Source organism: Pseudomonas sp. TE24901 (genome assembly GCF_054058375.1).
In genome coordinates this window covers 186192-201832 of record NZ_JBSSAF010000008.1, presented here as the reverse complement: position 1 = coordinate 201832, position 15641 = coordinate 186192, and the positions used below count along the sequence as shown (strand labels likewise).

Below are 15641 nucleotides of genomic sequence, written 5' to 3'. Positions count from 1 at the left end.
CCACTCTCCAGGAACCCCAGCATGAACTTCTGCAGCCAGTGCGGTAAACCGGTTACCCAGCGCATTCCCGAAGGCGACGGCCGCCTGCGCTACGTGTGTGATCACTGCTCGACCATTCACTACCAGAACCCCAACATCGTCGCCGGCACCGTGCCGGTATGGGGCGACAAAGTGCTGCTGTGCCGCCGCGCCATCGAACCGCGCCTGGGTTACTGGACCCTGCCTGCAGGCTTCATGGAAAACGGCGAGACCGTGGAACAGGCCGCCGCCCGCGAAACCCTGGAAGAAGCCTGCGCCCGCGTGCGCAACCTGAGCATCTACACCTTGATCGACGTACCGCACATCAGCCAGGTGCATATCTTCTACCGCGCCGAACTGGTCGACCTCGACTTTGCCGCAGGCCCCGAAAGCCTGGAAGTGAAGCTTTTCGACGAAGCCGACATCCCTTGGTCAGAGCTGGCTTTTCGCACGGTCGGGCGTACCTTAGAATACTTTTTCGCCGACCGTCGGCAGCAGGCGTACCCCGTACGCAGCGAAGCCGTCCCGCCCATGGGCAAGCCCACCCAATAAGAACCCGGCACACAGGGATACCGTTTTAATGCGTCTGTTGCTTGCTCTTATCTGTTTGTCGTTCGCTACCCTGTCTTGCGCCTCCACGGTGGAAATCATCGGCGGCAAGCCCGTCGAGAAAATCCTGGTGCTCAAGTCCGCCCGTCAGTTGCAATTGATCAACGACGGCAAGCCCCTCAAGACCTATCGCATCTCCCTGGGCAAGAACCCCAAGGGCGCCAAGCTGATCGAAGGCGACCGCCGCACGCCGGAAGGCTTCTACTGGATCGACTGGCGCAAGACCAGCGAGCGCTTCAACCTGGCCATGCACATCTCCTACCCCAATATCAGCGACGCCGCCCGCGCCCGCCGCGAAGGCGTGAAGCCGGGCAGCATGATCATGATCCATGGCACCCCCGACACCGAAGACTACCCCGAGCAGTGGTTCCACACCCTGGACTGGACCGACGGTTGCATCGGCATGCGCAACGTCGACATGCGCGAAGTCTGGAACCTGGTCAAGGACGGCACCCTGATCGAGATTCGTCCGTAATCCTCGACCGTTCGTAAAATAATCCAAAAAAAAATGCCTGCCTTGTGCGGCGCCTGCCGGTGAATACCAGTTCACCGCGCCGGGCTGCGCTGTTCTGCGCGCAATAAAGACCTCTCTAATACCACTTGATACCAGGCCCCATTACAGCGCCCTGAAACGGCGATTTGCACCGTTTTGGCTGCATTGACATGGTATTTAAGTGGTATTAATTTCCGGCCCATACCGGGCGACAACACTCCAATAACCGCATCGGAACCCTGAACGATGAACCCGATACTGGCCTTGCGCCCTGACGACAAACAATCCACGCCGCTGTACCTGCAATTGGCGCGCAAACTGGAAGCGGCCATCCATGCCGGCCAGTGGACGTCCGAACAGGCGCTACCGTCGGAGCGCGTGCTCAGCGAGCAGTTGAGCATTTCTCGGGTCACCGCCCGCAAGGCACTGGAAGTGCTGTTCGCCCAAGGTTTGATCCGCCGCAGCCAAGGCTCGGGCACCTTTATCACGCCACGCCTGGAACAACCCTTGTCGCGTCTGTCGGGCTTCAGCGAGATGTTGCGCCTCAAGGGCTTCGTGCCCAGCTCCCAATGGCTTGAACGCGACATCACCCCGCCGACCCACGAAGAACTGATCCGCCTGTGCCTGTCCACCAGCGACAAAGTGGCCCGGCTCAAACGCCTGCGCAAAGCCGATGACACGGTGATGGCCATTGAAATGACCGTGGTCCCCGCCTCGGTGCTGCCGCAACCCCAGGCCCTAGGCAGTTCGCTGTACGAATACTTTGAAAGCATCGGCAAGCCCATCGTCCGCGCCCTGCAGCATGTGCAGGCGATCAACGCTTCGGACGAGTTCGCGCGCCTGGTGGGCATCGCCCCCGGCACCGCGATGCTGCTGATGACGCGGGTCGGCTATACCGCCGACAACACGCCCATCGAAATCACCGACACCTACTGCCGCAACGACTACTACGACTTCGTCGCAGAGCTGCGCCGCCACGACTATTCCGCTGAACTGCGAATTTAGAGAACTGCACATGTCCGAAGACAACATCCTCACGCCCAGCGGCTGGATTCGCGGCCGCCTGGTGCACGCGCACGGCAAGGTCGTCGCCATCGAAGGCACACCGTGCGACCCGGCTGAAAACGACTTGCCCTACCTGCTGCCAGGCTTCATTGACCTGCACGTGCACGGCGGTGGCGGTGCGGACATCATGGAAGGCGCGAGCGCCTTCGAGACCATCACCCGCACCCACGTGCGTTTTGGTACCACCTCCCTGCTGGCCACCACCATGACCGCGCCGGTGGAGGAAATCTCCCGCGTGCTCGGCCAACTCGGCAGCTTCTGCGAACAGCGCCCTGCCGGCAGCGCTCGCGTACTCGGCGTGCACCTGGAAGGCCCTTACATCAATCCAGGCAAGCTCGGCGCCCAACCCAACTTCGCCCACACCGCACTGATGGCAGAAGTGGAAGCCTACCTGCGCCTGGCGCCGATCCGCGTCATTACCATCGCGCCGGAAATCGCCGGCCATGACGCCCTGATCCGCGCCCTCAGCGAACGCGGCGTGCGCATGCAGATCGGCCATACCCTGGGCAGCTATGAAGAAGGTGTCGCCGCGATGGCCGCCGGGGCTACCAGCTTCACCCATTTATACAACGCCATGAGCCCGCTGCATCACCGCGAACCCGGCATCGTCGGCGCGGCGTTGGCCCATGCCAAATACGCGGAATTGATCCCCGACTTGCTGCACGTGCACCCCGGCGCGATGCGCGTGGCCCTGCGCTCGATCCCGTGCCTGTATTGCGTCACCGATTCCACCGCCGCCGCCGGCATGCCCGACGGTGAATACAAGCTGGGCAGCCACACCGTGACCAAATGCCTGGGCGGCGTACGACTGGCCGACGGCACCCTGGCCGGCAGCACGCTGACCATGGACCAGGCGCTGCGCAACCTGGTGAAGATCGGCCTGCCCATCAGCGAAGCCTCACAACGCCTGTCGCAATTTCCTGCGGACTACCTGGGCCTGGAAGAACGCGGCCGCCTGCAACCGGGCAGTTTTGCCGACTGCGTGCGCCTGGACCGCTCCCTGACACTCACCGACGTAATGGTCGAAGGAGAAACCATTGACTTCAAAAATGCTTGAAGAGGCCCTGGCCTCCTGTGACGCCGTCGCGGCCCAACTGCAACGCCTGGACCCGCTGCTGGAAGAAATCGCCGGCCGCCTGCGCCGCCAGCCGCCGCAAGTGGCGATGACCATCGCCCGTGGCAGCTCTGACCATGCCGCCAGCTACTTCGCCTACCTGACCATGCAGCATGTGGGTGTGCCAGTGGCGTCGTTGCCGATGTCGGTGGTGACCTTGCTGCAAGCGCCGTTGAAGGTCAGTGGGCAGGTAGCGTTTGGTTTCTCTCAATCGGGGCAAAGCCCGGACCTGGTCAACAGTCTGCGCCTGCTGCGCAAACGCGGTGCGCTGAGCATTTCCATGGTCAACGCCGAAGACTCGCCGCTGGAAGCCGCCTGCGAATTCCATGTGCCGCTGTGCGCCGGGCCGGAACACAGCGTCGCGGCCACCAAGAGCTTTATCGCCACCCTCAGCGCCAGCGCGCAGTTGATCGGCCACTGGAACCAGGAAGCCGAGTTGCTGCAAGCCTGCCGCGCCCTGCCCGATGACCTGCGCGCCGCGGCCAAGCAGGATTGGAGCCGTGCCATCGAAGCCTTGCGCGGTTGCCAGCAACTGATGGTGATCGGCCGTGGCGCCGGGTTTGCCATCGCCCAGGAAGCCGCGCTCAAGCTCAAGGAAACCTCGGCGATCCAGGCCGAAGCCTTCAGCAGCGCCGAAGTGCGTCATGGCCCCATGGCCTTGATCGACAAGAACTACCCACTGCTGGTGTTCGCCCCACGCGGCGCCGAGCAAGCCGGTCTGTTGAGCCTGGCGGCCGACATGCGCCAACGCGGTGCCCGCGTCTTGCTGGCCGCACCCGACGATATCGCCGAACGCGACCTGACCTTGAGCCGCGCCGAACACCCGAGCCTGGACCCGATCCTGGCGATCCAGAGCTTCTACGTGATGGCCGCCGGTTTGGCCCACGCCCGGGGCATGGACCCGGACCAACCGCGCCACCTGAGCAAAGTCACCCGCACTCACTGAGTCGATTGCCGTGTTTTCCTGATGAGTACCGTGCCCATGTCCAACAACAATAATGCATTGACCCTCAGCGCCCCGTTAAGCGGGCCGCTGCTGACCCTGGGCAACGTTCCCGATGAAGTGTTCGCCAGTGGCGCCATGGGCGACGGCATTGCCATCGACCCGCTGAACGATTGCCTGCACGCGCCCTGCGACGGTGTGATCATCCACGTCGCACGTACCGGCCATGCACTGACGATCCGCGCCGAGAACGGTGCCGAAGTGCTCATGCACGTGGGCATCGACACGGTTGAACTCAATGGCGAAGGCTTCGCCTTGCTGGTCAAGGACGGCGCCCGGGTGAGCAAGGGCCAGGCCCTGGTGCAGTTTGACCTGGACCGCATTGCGCGCCAGTGCAAGAGCCTGGTCAGCCTGATCATCCTGACCAACGGCGAGCGATTTGAGCTGCGGCCGGTTGCCGGGAACAGCGTCAAGGTCGGCGAGCCGTTGTTGCAGATCGTGACGCGCTCGACGGCGCAGGCCCAGGCCCAGGCGACTGTGGATAACTCGGTCGCTGAAGCCAGCGCCCGTGTGCGCATCACTCACCGTGGTGGCTTGCATGCACGCCCAGCCGCCTTGGTGCGCAAGACCGCCCAGGATTTCAGCAGCCAGGCGTGGTTGCACTACGGCGATAAATCCGCCTCGTGCGACAGCTTGATCGGCTTGATGGGCCTGGGCATTGGCGAAGGCGATGAGGTGCGCGTGACTTGTCGCGGCAAAGACGCCGACGGCGCCGTACAAGCATTGGTCGCCGCCTTGTCCGCCGCTATCAAGGAAGAACACCACGCCCCCGTCGCCGCCGTTGCGCCACGCAAGGCCAGTACCGAAGCCGGCGTGTTGCAAGGCGTATGCGCCGCACCGGGATTGGTGTGCGGGCCGCTGTTCCGCCTGACCGGCATTGAACTGCCCGCCGACACCGGCAACCACGCCGCCGATGAACAACTGCAACGCCTGGACACCGCGCTGGAGCAAGTGCGCAGCGAGATCCGCAAGACCCTGGACCACGCCCGCCAGCGCAAGAATGTCGAGGAAGAGGACATCTTCGACGCCCACCTTGCCCTGCTGGAAGACCCCAACCTGCTGGAAGCCGCGACCGGTTCAATCGAACAAGGCAGCGCAGCGACGCACGCCTGGCGCGATGCCATCCAGGCGCAGTGCGCGGTATTGCTGGCCCTGGGCAAACCGCTGTTTGCCGAGCGCGCCAATGACCTGCGCGACCTGCAACAACGGGTACTGCGCGCACTGCTCGGGGAAGCCTGGCATTTCGAGTTGCCAGCCGGTGCAATCGTCAGCGCCCATGAACTGACCCCGTCCGACCTGTTGCAACTGAGTGTGCAGCAAGCCGTCGGCATCTGCATGGCCGAAGGCGGCGCCACGTCCCACGTGGCGATCCTGGCCCGTGGTAAAGGCCTGCCGTGTGTGGTCGCGTTGGGCGCCGAAGTGCTCGATGTGCCCCAGGGCCAACGCGTAGTGCTCGACGCTGCCAACGGCCGCCTGGAACTGGCGCCCAGCGAGGCGCGCCACGCCGAGGTGCACCAGATTCGTGATGCACAGAAACTGCGCCGCCAACAGCAACACGCCCAGGCTCAGCAACCGGCACGCACCACCGACGGCATGACCGTCGAAATCGCCGCGAATGTCGCCTCCAGCGCCGAGGCTCAGGTGGCCTTTGAAAACGGCGCTGATGGCGTTGGCCTGCTGCGCACCGAATTCCTGTTTGTCGACCGCCGCACCGCGCCGGATGAACAGGAACAACGCCAGGCCTATCAAGCCGTGTTGGATGCGATGGGTGACAAGTCGGTGATCATCCGCACCATCGACGTGGGCGGCGACAAACAGCTGGATTACCTGCCGCTGCCCGTCGAGGCCAACCCGGTGCTCGGCTTGCGCGGCATTCGCATGGCCCAGGTGCGCCCCGAACTGCTCGATCAGCAACTGCGTGCGCTGCTGCAAGTCAGCCCGCTGGAGCGCTGCCGCATCCTGCTGCCGATGGTCAGTGAAGTGGATGAGTTGCTGCAGATTCGCCAGCGCCTGGATGAACTGTGCGCCGCGCTGGAACTGACCCAGCGCCCCGAACTGGGCGTGATGATCGAAGTGCCCGCCGCCGCGCTGATGGCCGAACAGTTGGCCAAGCATGCGGACTTCTTGTCCATCGGCACCAATGACCTGTCCCAGTACACCCTGGCCATGGACCGCGACCACGCGGGCCTTGCTGCCCGTGTCGATGCGCTGCACCCGGCGCTGCTACGGCTGATCGCCCAGACCTGCGCCGGCGCAGCCAAGCACGGGCGCTGGGTCGGCGTGTGTGGCGCCCTCGCCTCCGACCCGCTGGCCACGCCGGTGCTGGTGGGCCTGGGCGTCAGCGAGCTGTCGGTGAGCCCGCCGCAGATCGGAGAAATCAAGGACCGCGTCCGCCATCTGGACGCGGCGCAATGCCGGCAACTGAGCCAAGGCCTGCTCGACCTGAGCAGCGCCAAGGCCGTTCGCCAAGCCTGTCAACACCACTGGCCGCTGAGCTGACAACAACAAGAAAAGGGAGACTCGCCATGTACCAACATTTCATCGAAGGCCTGCAACGCCTGGGCCGTGCACTGATGCTGCCGATCGCGATCCTGCCGATCGCCGGCCTCCTATTGCGCCTGGGTGACACTGATCTCTTGAACATCGCGGTGATGCACGACGCGGGGCAAGCGATCTTCGCCAACCTGGCGCTGATCTTCGCCATTGGTATTGCCGTGGGTTTTGCCCGCGACAACAACGGCACCGCGGGCCTGGCCGGGGCGATTGGTTACCTGGTGATGATCTCTACCCTCAAGGTGATGGACAGCACCATCAACATGGGCATGCTCGCCGGTATCGCCAGCGGCCTGATGGCGGGCGGGCTGTACAACCGCTTCAAGGACATCAAGCTGCCGGAGTACCTGGCCTTCTTCGGCGGGCGGCGGTTTGTGCCGATTGTCACCGGTTTCTCGGCGGTTGCACTGGGCGTGATCTTTGGCCTCATCTGGCCGCCGATCCAGCACGGCATCAACAGTTTCGGCGTGCTGCTGATGGAAAGCGGCAGCTTCGGCGCCTTCGTGTTTGGCGTGTTCAACCGCCTGCTGATCGTCACCGGCCTGCACCACATCCTCAACAACATGGCCTGGTTTGTGTTCGGCAGCTTCACCGACCCGGTGACCGGCGCGGTGGTGACGGGTGACCTGACTCGCTACTTCGCTGGCGACCCGAAAGGTGGCCAGTTCATGACCGGCATGTTCCCGGTGATGCTCTTCGGCCTGCCGGCGGCCTGTTTGGCGATGTACCGCAATGCCTTGCCGGAGCGCCGTAAAGTGATGGGCGGGATTTTCCTGTCGATGGCGTTGACCTCGTTTTTGACCGGGGTGACCGAGCCGATTGAATTCGCGTTCATGTTCCTCGCGCCGTTTTTGTATCTGATCCACGCGGTGCTGACCGGCCTGTCGATGGCGGTCACCAATATGCTGAATATCCACCTCGGGTTTACCTTTTCCGGTGGGTTTATCGACATGGTGCTGGGCTGGGGCAAGTCCACCAATGGCTGGCTGGTGTTCCCGGTGGGCTTGGTCTATGCGGTGGTCTACTACAGCGTGTTCAACTACTGCATTCGCCGCTTCAACCTGAAGACACCGGGGCGGGAAGATATCCAGGTGGTGCAGGCTGAGGTGATGACGGATAACCAGCGCGCCACGGCGTACATCCAGGCCTTGGGCGGTGCAGAGAATCTGCTGAGCGTCGGTGCCTGCACCACGCGCCTGCGGTTGGACATGGTGGATCGCAACAAGGCAGTGGATGCCGAGTTGAAAGCACTCGGCGCCATGGCCGTGGTTCGGCCGGGGAATGGCGGGAGCTTGCAGGTGGTGGTCGGACCGATGGCCGACAGCATTGCCGATGAGATTCGTTTGGCCATGCCGTCGTTTGTGGCCAGCGCGCCTGTTGCGGTTGCGCCTGTGGATAAGCCGGTGGCGGTGAATGTGCAGGAAGCCGAGAAATGGCTGAACGCACTGGGTGGTCGAGGAAATGTGCGCCAGCTCGAAGCCGTGGCGATGACGCGGCTTCGGGTGGAATTGGGGGATGATTCGGTGCTGTCAGAAACCGATCTGACCGCGCTGGGCTGCCAAGGGGTCAGCCAGATGGAAAGCGGCGTTTGGCACCTGTTGATCGGTGACAAGGCCTCGGGATTGAGCGAGGCGTTGGAGCGGTTGGTCAGTGGCCGCCAGATTGGGGCTGGGGCTTAATTGATCCTTGCCTGAACTGGCCACATCGCGAGCAAGCCCGGCTCCCACATTTCTGATCTGTGGATACATTCAAAATGTGGGAGCTGGCTTGCCTGCGATTAGCCTTAACTGGCGACTGGAGTGTTGAGACTAGAAATGTCATTCAAGTCCAACACCCTATCCACCCTCAACTGGATACCTTCAAGCATACGGTGAACTGCCAGCGCGATCTCTCGTTGGACGCCATCGATCTCAAAGGCCAGGTGCCCCGTCAGAGCCTGTACCGACGCAATATCCTGGGCGGCATTGGCGAGTAAGGTTTCGCTATCGAGACTGAGCCGTACGGTGAAGAGTTGGTCGGTGGGGTGAGCGTCAGACGGGGGATTTGGGCTGTAGACCCGAAGGTCTCCCGCACACAGCCACCATAAATGGCGACCATGAAAAAGCGCCGCAACTATAAAGGCGCTTGTGACTAACGGGTGAGGTTTCGGCGGGCTTGCAGTCCCGGTCACTGAATTGGCAGTGACTGGCGAAGGCTAGTGAGGCGAGTTCCGACGGACAACCTGAAAGGCTTGCCGGAAAGATCTGAGGCGCCTGTGCCGACGCATTCGCGAGCAAGCCCGCTCCCACATTCGATCGCGGTTACCCTGAAGGAATACGGTCGAATGTGGGAGCGGGCTTGCTCGCGAATAGGCTCGTAAAGCCAACAAAAAACCCGCTGACCAAACTGGCCCAGCGGGTTTCTTGTTTTTGCAGCGTGCGAATCAGAAATCCGCCAACTGCCACACCTCATACGCCGGTGTCTCGTACGGGTGGCTCAGTTTGAGCGCAGCCACGACAGCCACGATCAACTCATCCGCCACCACCAGCTCAACCTTCCATTCCTCAACCACTTCAACCTGGCCAATCTGCCCGATAAACGGCTGGCTGCCGTCCATCGCGCGGAATTGGCCCTGGCCCAGCACTTGCCAGGCACAGCTGTCGTAGTTGCCGATGCGCCCGCCGCCGGCAGCGAAGACGGCGGTTTTCACCGTCTCCACGTGGCTTGCGGGTACGAAGAAGGCAAGCTTGTACACCGCCTTAGTTCACCCACACGCGGGCGTTGCGGAACATGCGCATCCAGGCGCCGTCTTCGTTCCACTCTTCCGGGCGCCACGAGTTCTGCACGGCGCGGAATACGCGCTCCGGGTGCGGCATCATGATGGTCACGCGGCCGTCGCGGCTGGTAAGGCCGGTGATCCCGCGCGGCGAGCCGTTCGGGTTGGCCGGGTAGGTCTCGGTGACCTTGCCGTGGTTATCGACGAAACGCATGGCCACGCAGCCGGACAGGTCGGCTTCGAGCAAAGCTTCTTCACTGGAGAACTCGGCATGGCCTTCACCGTGGGCGATGGCGATCGGCATGCGCGAACCGGCCATGCCTTGCAGGAAGATCGAGTTGGACTCCTGCACCTGCACCATGGCGACACGGGCTTCGAACTGCTCGGAACGGTTGCGCACAAAGTGCGGCCAGAACTCGCTGCCCGGGATCAGTTCGCTGAGGTTGGACATCATCTGGCAACCGTTGCACACACCCAGGGTGAAGCTGTCGTTGCGCTCAAAGAAACCTTGGAACGCGTCGCGGGCACGGCTGTTGAACAGGGCCGATTTGGCCCAGCCTTCACCGGCACCCAGCACGTCGCCGTAGGAGAAACCGCCGCAGGCCACCAGACCTTTGAACTCATTGAGGTCAACGCGACCGGCGAGGATGTCGCTCATGTGCACGTCGATCGCATTGAAGCCGGCGCGGTCGAACGCGGCCGCCATTTCCACCTGGCCGTTGACGCCCTGCTCACGCAGTACGGCAACTTGTGGGCGGATGCCTTTCTTGATGTAGGGCGCGGCGATGTCCTGGTTGACGTCGAAGCTGAGCTTGGTGCTCAGGCCCGGGTTGTCTTCTTCCAGGATCACGTCGAATTCCTGCTCGGCGCAGTCGGCGTTATCACGCAGGCGTTGGATCTGGTAGCTGGTTTCAGCCCACTGGCGTTGCAGCAAGCGGCGCTGGCCGGCAAACACGGTATCGCCATTGAACGAGATGTTGATCTCGCCGTTGTTGATCGGCTGGCCGATCACGGCCACGCAATCGTCCAGGCCAGCGGCGCTGAACTGTGCGAGTACGTCTGGCGTTGCGTCCTGGCGAACCTGGATCACCGCACCCAGTTCTTCGTTGAACAGGATGCCGTTGATTTCGGACGCATCCTCGGCAACGCTGTCGAGCACGATGTTCAGGCCGCAGTGACCGGCGAAGGCCATTTCCACGACGCTGGTCAGCAAGCCACCATCGGAACGGTCGTGGTAAGCCAGCAGGTGGCCGTCAGCGTTGAGGCCCTGGATCACCGCGAAGAAGGCTTTTAGGTCTTCGGCGTCATCGACGTCCGGTGCCTGCTTGCCCAACTTGCCATGGGTCTGCGCGAGGATCGAGGCGCCCATGCGGTTCTGGCCACGGCCCAGGTCGATCAGGATCAGGTCGGTGGTGCCCTTGTCCATGCGCAGTTGCGGGGTCAGGGTCTGGCGGATGTCGGTGACCGGCGCAAAACCGGTGACGATCAGCGACAACGGCGAGGTGACGCTCTTGTCCGAACCGTCTTCGTTCCAGCGCGTGGCCATGGACATGGAGTCCTTGCCCACCGGAATGGTCAGGCCCAGCTCAGGGCACAGTTCCATGCCGACCGCTTTAACGGTGTCGTACAGGCGCGCGTCTTCACCCGGGTGACCGGCAGCGGACATCCAGTTGGCCGACAACTTGATGTCGGACAGCTTGCCGATGCGCGACGCCGCGATGTTGGTGAGGGTTTCACCAATGGCCATGCGGCCCGACGCCGGGGCGTCCAGCAGGGCCAGCGGGGTACGCTCGCCCATGGCCATGGCTTCACCGGTGTAGACGTCAAAGCTGGTGGCGGTGACGGCAACGTCAGCCACTGGAACCTGCCATGGGCCAACCATTTGGTCACGGGCAACCAGGCCAGTGATGGTGCGGTCGCCGATGGTGATCAGGAAGCTTTTGCTTGCCACAGCCGGATGGTGCAGCACACGTTCGATGCTGTCGGCCAGTTCCAGTTGGCTTGGGTCGAAGTCGTCGCCCAGCTCGGTTTCACGTACCGCCGAACGGTGCATGCGCGGGGCTTTGCCCAGCAGCACTTCGAGCGGCATGTCCACCGGGCTGTTGCCGAAGTGGCTGTCGGTCACGGTCAGTTGCGGCTCGGCAGTGGCTTCGCCGACCACGGCAAACGGGCAGCGCTCGCGTTCGCAGATGGCCTGGAAGCGCGCGAAGTCTTCTGGGCCGACGGCCAGTACGTAGCGTTCCTGGGATTCGTTGCTCCAGATTTCGTGCGGGGCCATGCCCGGCTCGTCGTTTGGAATGTTGCGCAGTTCGAAACGGCCACCACGGTCGCCGTCGTTGACCAGTTCCGGGAAGGCGTTGGACAGACCGCCCGCGCCGACGTCGTGGATGAAGCTGATCGGGTTCTTGTCACCCAACTGCCAGCAACGGTCGATGACTTCCTGGCAGCGACGCTCCATCTCTGGGTTTTCGCGCTGTACGGAAGCGAAGTCCAAGTCTGCCGAGCTGGTGCCGGTGGCCATGGAGGAAGCCGCGCCGCCGCCCAGGCCGATGAGCATCGCCGGGCCGCCGAGCACGATCAGCTTGGAGCCGACCAGGATCTCGCCTTTCTTGACGTGTTCTTCACGGATGTTGCCCATGCCGCCAGCCAGCATGATCGGCTTGTGGTAGCCGCGCACTTCATCGCCACGGGGGGTGGTGATGGACTGTTCGAAGGTACGGAAGTAGCCCGTCAACGCAGGACGGCCGAATTCGTTGTTGAATGCAGCGCCGCCCAGCGGGCCTTCAATCATGATGTCCAGTGCAGTAACGATGCGCTCAGGCTTGCCGTACGGCACTTCCCACGGCTGTTCGAAGCCCGGGATCTGCAGGTTGGACACGGTGAAACCGGTGAGGCCCGCCTTTGGCTTGGCGCCACGGCCGGTGGCACCTTCGTCACGGATTTCGCCACCGGAACCGGTGGCTGCGCCCGGGAACGGGGCAATCGCGGTCGGGTGGTTGTGGGTTTCAACCTTCATCAGGATGTGCACCGGCTCCTGCACCGCGCCGTACTGGCGGGTCTCAGGGTCCGGGAAGAAACGGCCGGCGACGGAGCCGACGATTACCGAGGCGTTGTCCTTATAAGCCGACAGAACGCCTTCGCTGTGCATCACGTAGGTGTTCTTGATCATGCCGAACAGGCTTTTTTCCTGGCTTTCGCCGTCGATGTCCCAACTGGCGTTGAAGATCTTGTGACGGCAGTGCTCGGAGTTGGCCTGGGCGAACATCATCAGTTCGATGTCGTGCGGGTTGCGCTTCAAGCCATTGAAGGCGTTGACCAGGTAGTCGATCTCGTCTTCGGCCAGGGCCAGGCCCAGTTCGGTGTTGGCCTTCTCGAGGGCGGCGCGGCCACCGCCGAGCACGTCAATCGCGGTCAGCGGCTTGGGCTCGGCGTGGCTGAACAGGCCGGCAGCCTGTTCCAGCTGGCTGACGATGATCTGGGTCATGCGGTCGTGCAGGCTGCTGGCGATCAGCTCGGCGTCGGCATCGCTGAACTGGCCGGCGACGTAGAAAGCGATACCCCGCTCCAGGCGCTGGATTTTTTCCAGGCCGCAGTTGCGGGCGATGTCGCTGGCCTTGCTCGACCAGGGCGAGATGGTGCCGAACCGTGGCAGAACCAGGAACAAGCGGCCAGTCGGCTCTTGAACGGGAACGCTTGGGCCGTACTTCAGAAGGCGCGCCAGCACTTGCTGTTCGTCGGCGGTCAATACGCCGGTAACGTCGGCGAAGTGAGCAAATTCAGCGTACAGGCCTGTAACAGCTGGAACCTTCTGGCTCAGTTGCTCAAGGAGTTTGCTGTGGCGAAAGGCAGAAAGGGCAGGAGCGCCGCGCAGGATCAACATCTTCGGGACAGCCTCGGGAAGGGGGTGTGCTTTGAGGCCGTGCATTCTAGCGTAAACCATCGCCAACGGCACCCGAAACGGCACCGGTGGCCGCTGCCGGACGTCAGTTGGCACGGTTCGCACAGTATCGGGGCGTTATCCCGGACATTCCGCGCAGTTATTTTAACCGTCACAATTGCCCGCCAAGCCCCATTTCTGCGGGCTGCAGCACGCTTTTGCGGTGGCTAGCAGACAAGTCCCACGCTGTCGAGATATGGCGCCGTGGGCCGTTTGCGTATACTGCGCAGATGTTCTCCCCTACTGCTTTGCGCCCGCGATGCGCCAAATGGCTCTTCGCCACCGGACTCTTCCTGTTGCTCAGCGCCTGTGTTGATAAACCCAGCACGCTCGAGCGAATCAAGGAGGATGGCGTATTGCGGGTGGTTACCCGTAACAGTCCGGCCACTTATTTCCAGGACCGCAACGGTGAAACCGGTTTCGAATACGAACTGGTCAAGCGTTTTGCCGATGACCTGGGGGTCAAGCTGGAGATCGAGACCGCCGACAACCTTGACGACCTGTTCGGCCAGCTGGGCAAGCCCAACGGCCCGGTACTGGCGGCCGCAGGCCTGGTGAGCAGCGAGCAGCGCCAGCAGCAGGTGCGTTTCTCCCATCCTTACCTGGAAGTGACCCCGCAGATCATCTACCGCAACGGCCAGTCCCGCCCGACCAACGCGGCAGACCTGGTAGGCAAGAAGATCATGGTGCTCAAGGGCAGCACCCACGCCGAGCAACTGGCGGCGCTTAAAAAGCAGAATCCTGCGATTGAATACGAAGAATCCGACGCCGTTGAGGTGGTCGACCTGCTGCGCATGGTGGACGAGGGCCAGATCGACCTGACCCTGGTGGACTCCAACGAAGTGGCGATGAACCAGGTGTACTTCCCCAACGTGCGCGTGGCCTTCGACCTCGGCAACGCCAGCAACCAGAGCTGGGCCGTGGCGGCAGGTGACGACAACAGCCTGCTCAACGAGATCAACAGCTACCTGGACAAGGTCGAGAAGAACGGCACCCTGCAGCGTCTCAAAGACCGTTACTACGGGCATGTCGATGTCCTCGGTTATGTAGGCGCCTATACCTTCGCCCAGCACTTGCAGCAACGCCTGCCCAAGTACGAGAAGCACTTTCGGACCTACGCCAAGGAAGAGAAGGTCGACTGGCGGCTATTGGCAGCCATTGGCTACCAGGAATCGCTGTGGCAACCGGCCGTCACCTCCAAGACCGGCGTGCGCGGCCTGATGATGCTGACCCAGAACACCGCCCAGGCGATGGGCGTGTCCAACCGCCTGGATGCCAAGCAAAGCATCATGGGGGGCGCCAAGTACCTGGCCAAGATCAAGGACGAACTGGACGACAGCATTGCCGAACCGGATCGCACCTGGTTCGCCCTCGCCGCCTACAACGTCGGCACCGGCCACCTCGACGACGCCCGCACCCTGGCCAAGCGCGAAGGCTTGAACCCGAACAAGTGGCTGGACGTGAAGAAGATGCTGCCACGCCTGTCGCAGAAGCAGTGGTACAGCAAGACCCGCTACGGCTACGCGCGGGGTGGTGAGCCGGTGCACTTTGTGGCGAACATCCGGCGTTACTACGACATCCTCACCTGGGTGACCCAGCCGCAGCTGGAAGGCAACCAGGTGGTGGAAGGCAACCTGCATGTGCCGGGCATCGACAAAACCAAGCCGCCGGAAGACAACCCGCAGTTGTAAGAACACTGCAGAACCCATGTGGGAGCGGGCTTGCTCGCGAAAGCGGTGGATCAGTCAGCATATATAGCGACTGACGCTACGCATTCGCGAGCAAGCCCGCTCCCACATTTTGTTCGTGTCGCCTTATAGACCTGTGATCAGGTGTACGACCCCGCCGGCCAACACCATGACACCCGGCACACCGGCTGCCTTCAATGCCTGTTCATCCAACCGCCCCGCATCCTGCAACTGCACCCTCACCCGTGTCAGCGCCACACGCTGCTGCGACTTAAGATTATCCGCCCCCCCCAGCGCACTCAGCACCCCTACTGACAACTCATTCTGCACCGGGGCGGCGACCGTCTCGGCAATCAGATCCGGCGTCAGCGCTTTCCAAAACGCTCGCTGCAATTTCTCGAACATG

General features: G+C 62.7%; 12 protein-coding genes. 8 read left to right on the top strand and 4 right to left on the bottom strand.

Annotation, left to right across the window (positions count from 1 at the left end):
- Positions 1 to 21: 21 nt before the first annotated feature.
- From ACVWVP_RS17870 to nagE, 7 genes are all read left to right on the top strand, one after another.
- On the top strand, positions 22 to 570 hold the full coding sequence (locus ACVWVP_RS17870; protein WP_176994392.1) for an NUDIX hydrolase: 549 nt from the start codon (positions 22 to 24) through the stop codon (positions 568 to 570).
- A gap of 28 nt (positions 571 to 598) precedes the next feature.
- Entirely contained in the window at positions 599 to 1102 is a 504-nt protein-coding gene (locus ACVWVP_RS17865) for a L,D-transpeptidase family protein (protein ID WP_178921663.1), read from the top strand.
- Positions 1103 to 1366: 264 nt separating this feature from the next.
- Complete coding sequence (locus ACVWVP_RS17860) at positions 1367 to 2125, top strand: GntR family transcriptional regulator (RefSeq protein ID WP_259174683.1); 759 nt, start codon at positions 1367 to 1369, stop codon at positions 2123 to 2125.
- 10 nt (positions 2126 to 2135) lie between these two features.
- Positions 2136 to 3242: an N-acetylglucosamine-6-phosphate deacetylase gene (nagA, locus tag ACVWVP_RS17855; RefSeq protein WP_259174684.1), complete on the top strand. Its 1107-nt coding sequence runs from the start codon at positions 2136 to 2138 to the stop codon at positions 3240 to 3242.
- On the top strand, positions 3223 to 4245 hold the full coding sequence (locus ACVWVP_RS17850; protein WP_457407458.1) for an SIS domain-containing protein: 1023 nt from the start codon (positions 3223 to 3225) through the stop codon (positions 4243 to 4245). Before nagA ends, ACVWVP_RS17850 begins: the two co-directional genes overlap by 20 nt.
- A 36-nt stretch (positions 4246 to 4281) precedes the next feature.
- A complete protein-coding gene (gene ptsP / locus ACVWVP_RS17845; protein ID WP_457407457.1) occupies positions 4282 to 6801 on the top strand; it encodes a phosphoenolpyruvate--protein phosphotransferase in 2520 nt (839 codons plus the stop codon).
- A 26-nt stretch (positions 6802 to 6827) separates the two neighbouring features.
- The gene (nagE, locus tag ACVWVP_RS17840; protein WP_457407455.1) at positions 6828 to 8534 is read left to right on the top strand and encodes an N-acetylglucosamine-specific PTS transporter subunit IIBC; all 1707 of its coding nucleotides are present in this window, start codon (positions 6828 to 6830) and stop codon (positions 8532 to 8534) included.
- A gap of 104 nt (positions 8535 to 8638) precedes the next feature.
- Here the strand turns inward: nagE and ACVWVP_RS17835 are convergent, their stop codons facing one another.
- The 3 genes from ACVWVP_RS17835 to purL all read right to left on the bottom strand — a co-directional run bounded on the left by ACVWVP_RS17835 (position 8639) and on the right by purL (position 13490).
- The gene (locus tag ACVWVP_RS17835) at positions 8639 to 9025 is read right to left on the bottom strand and encodes a DUF6124 family protein (protein ID WP_457407453.1); all 387 of its coding nucleotides are present in this window, start codon (positions 9023 to 9025) and stop codon (positions 8639 to 8641) included.
- Positions 9026 to 9277: 252 nt separating this feature from the next.
- The gene (locus ACVWVP_RS17830; RefSeq protein ID WP_016971954.1) at positions 9278 to 9589 is read right to left on the bottom strand and encodes an NIF3 1; all 312 of its coding nucleotides are present in this window, start codon (positions 9587 to 9589) and stop codon (positions 9278 to 9280) included.
- A gap of 4 nt (positions 9590 to 9593) precedes the next feature.
- Complete coding sequence (purL, locus tag ACVWVP_RS17825) at positions 9594 to 13490, bottom strand: phosphoribosylformylglycinamidine synthase (protein ID WP_259174792.1); 3897 nt, start codon at positions 13488 to 13490, stop codon at positions 9594 to 9596.
- 287 nt (positions 13491 to 13777) lie between these two features.
- Between purL and mltF the strand changes: the two genes are divergently transcribed.
- Complete coding sequence (gene mltF / locus ACVWVP_RS17820; protein WP_178921653.1) at positions 13778 to 15238, top strand: membrane-bound lytic murein transglycosylase MltF; 1461 nt, start codon at positions 13778 to 13780, stop codon at positions 15236 to 15238.
- Positions 15239 to 15361: 123 nt separating this feature from the next.
- On the opposite strand, the gene ACVWVP_RS17815 is transcribed toward mltF, so the two are convergent.
- A complete protein-coding gene (locus ACVWVP_RS17815) occupies positions 15362 to 15640 on the bottom strand; it encodes a PTS transporter subunit EIIB (protein ID WP_259174687.1) in 279 nt (92 codons plus the stop codon).
- Between the last annotated feature and the right edge of the window lies 1 nt (position 15641).

Bases quoted from the DNA above. Each gene is read 5' to 3' on its own strand.
- ACVWVP_RS17870 (WP_176994392.1), top strand. From the start codon at position 22: ATGAACTTCTGCAGCCAGTGCGGTAAACCGGTTACCCAGCGCATTCCC.
- ACVWVP_RS17865 (WP_178921663.1), top strand. From the start codon at position 599: ATGCGTCTGTTGCTTGCTCTTATCTGTTTGTCGTTCGCTACCCTGTCT.
- ACVWVP_RS17860 (WP_259174683.1), top strand. From the start codon at position 1,367: ATGAACCCGATACTGGCCTTGCGCCCTGACGACAAACAATCCACGCCG.
- nagA (WP_259174684.1), top strand. From the start codon at position 2,136: ATGTCCGAAGACAACATCCTCACGCCCAGCGGCTGGATTCGCGGCCGC.
- ptsP (WP_457407457.1), top strand. From the start codon at position 4,282: ATGTCCAACAACAATAATGCATTGACCCTCAGCGCCCCGTTAAGCGGG.
- nagE (WP_457407455.1), top strand. From the start codon at position 6,828: ATGTACCAACATTTCATCGAAGGCCTGCAACGCCTGGGCCGTGCACTG.
- purL (WP_259174792.1), bottom strand. From the start codon at position 13,490: ATGTTGATCCTGCGCGGCGCTCCTGCCCTTTCTGCCTTTCGCCACAGC.
- mltF (WP_178921653.1), top strand. From the start codon at position 13,778: ATGTTCTCCCCTACTGCTTTGCGCCCGCGATGCGCCAAATGGCTCTTC.
- ACVWVP_RS17815 (WP_259174687.1), bottom strand. From the start codon at position 15,640: ATGTTCGAGAAATTGCAGCGAGCGTTTTGGAAAGCGCTGACGCCGGAT.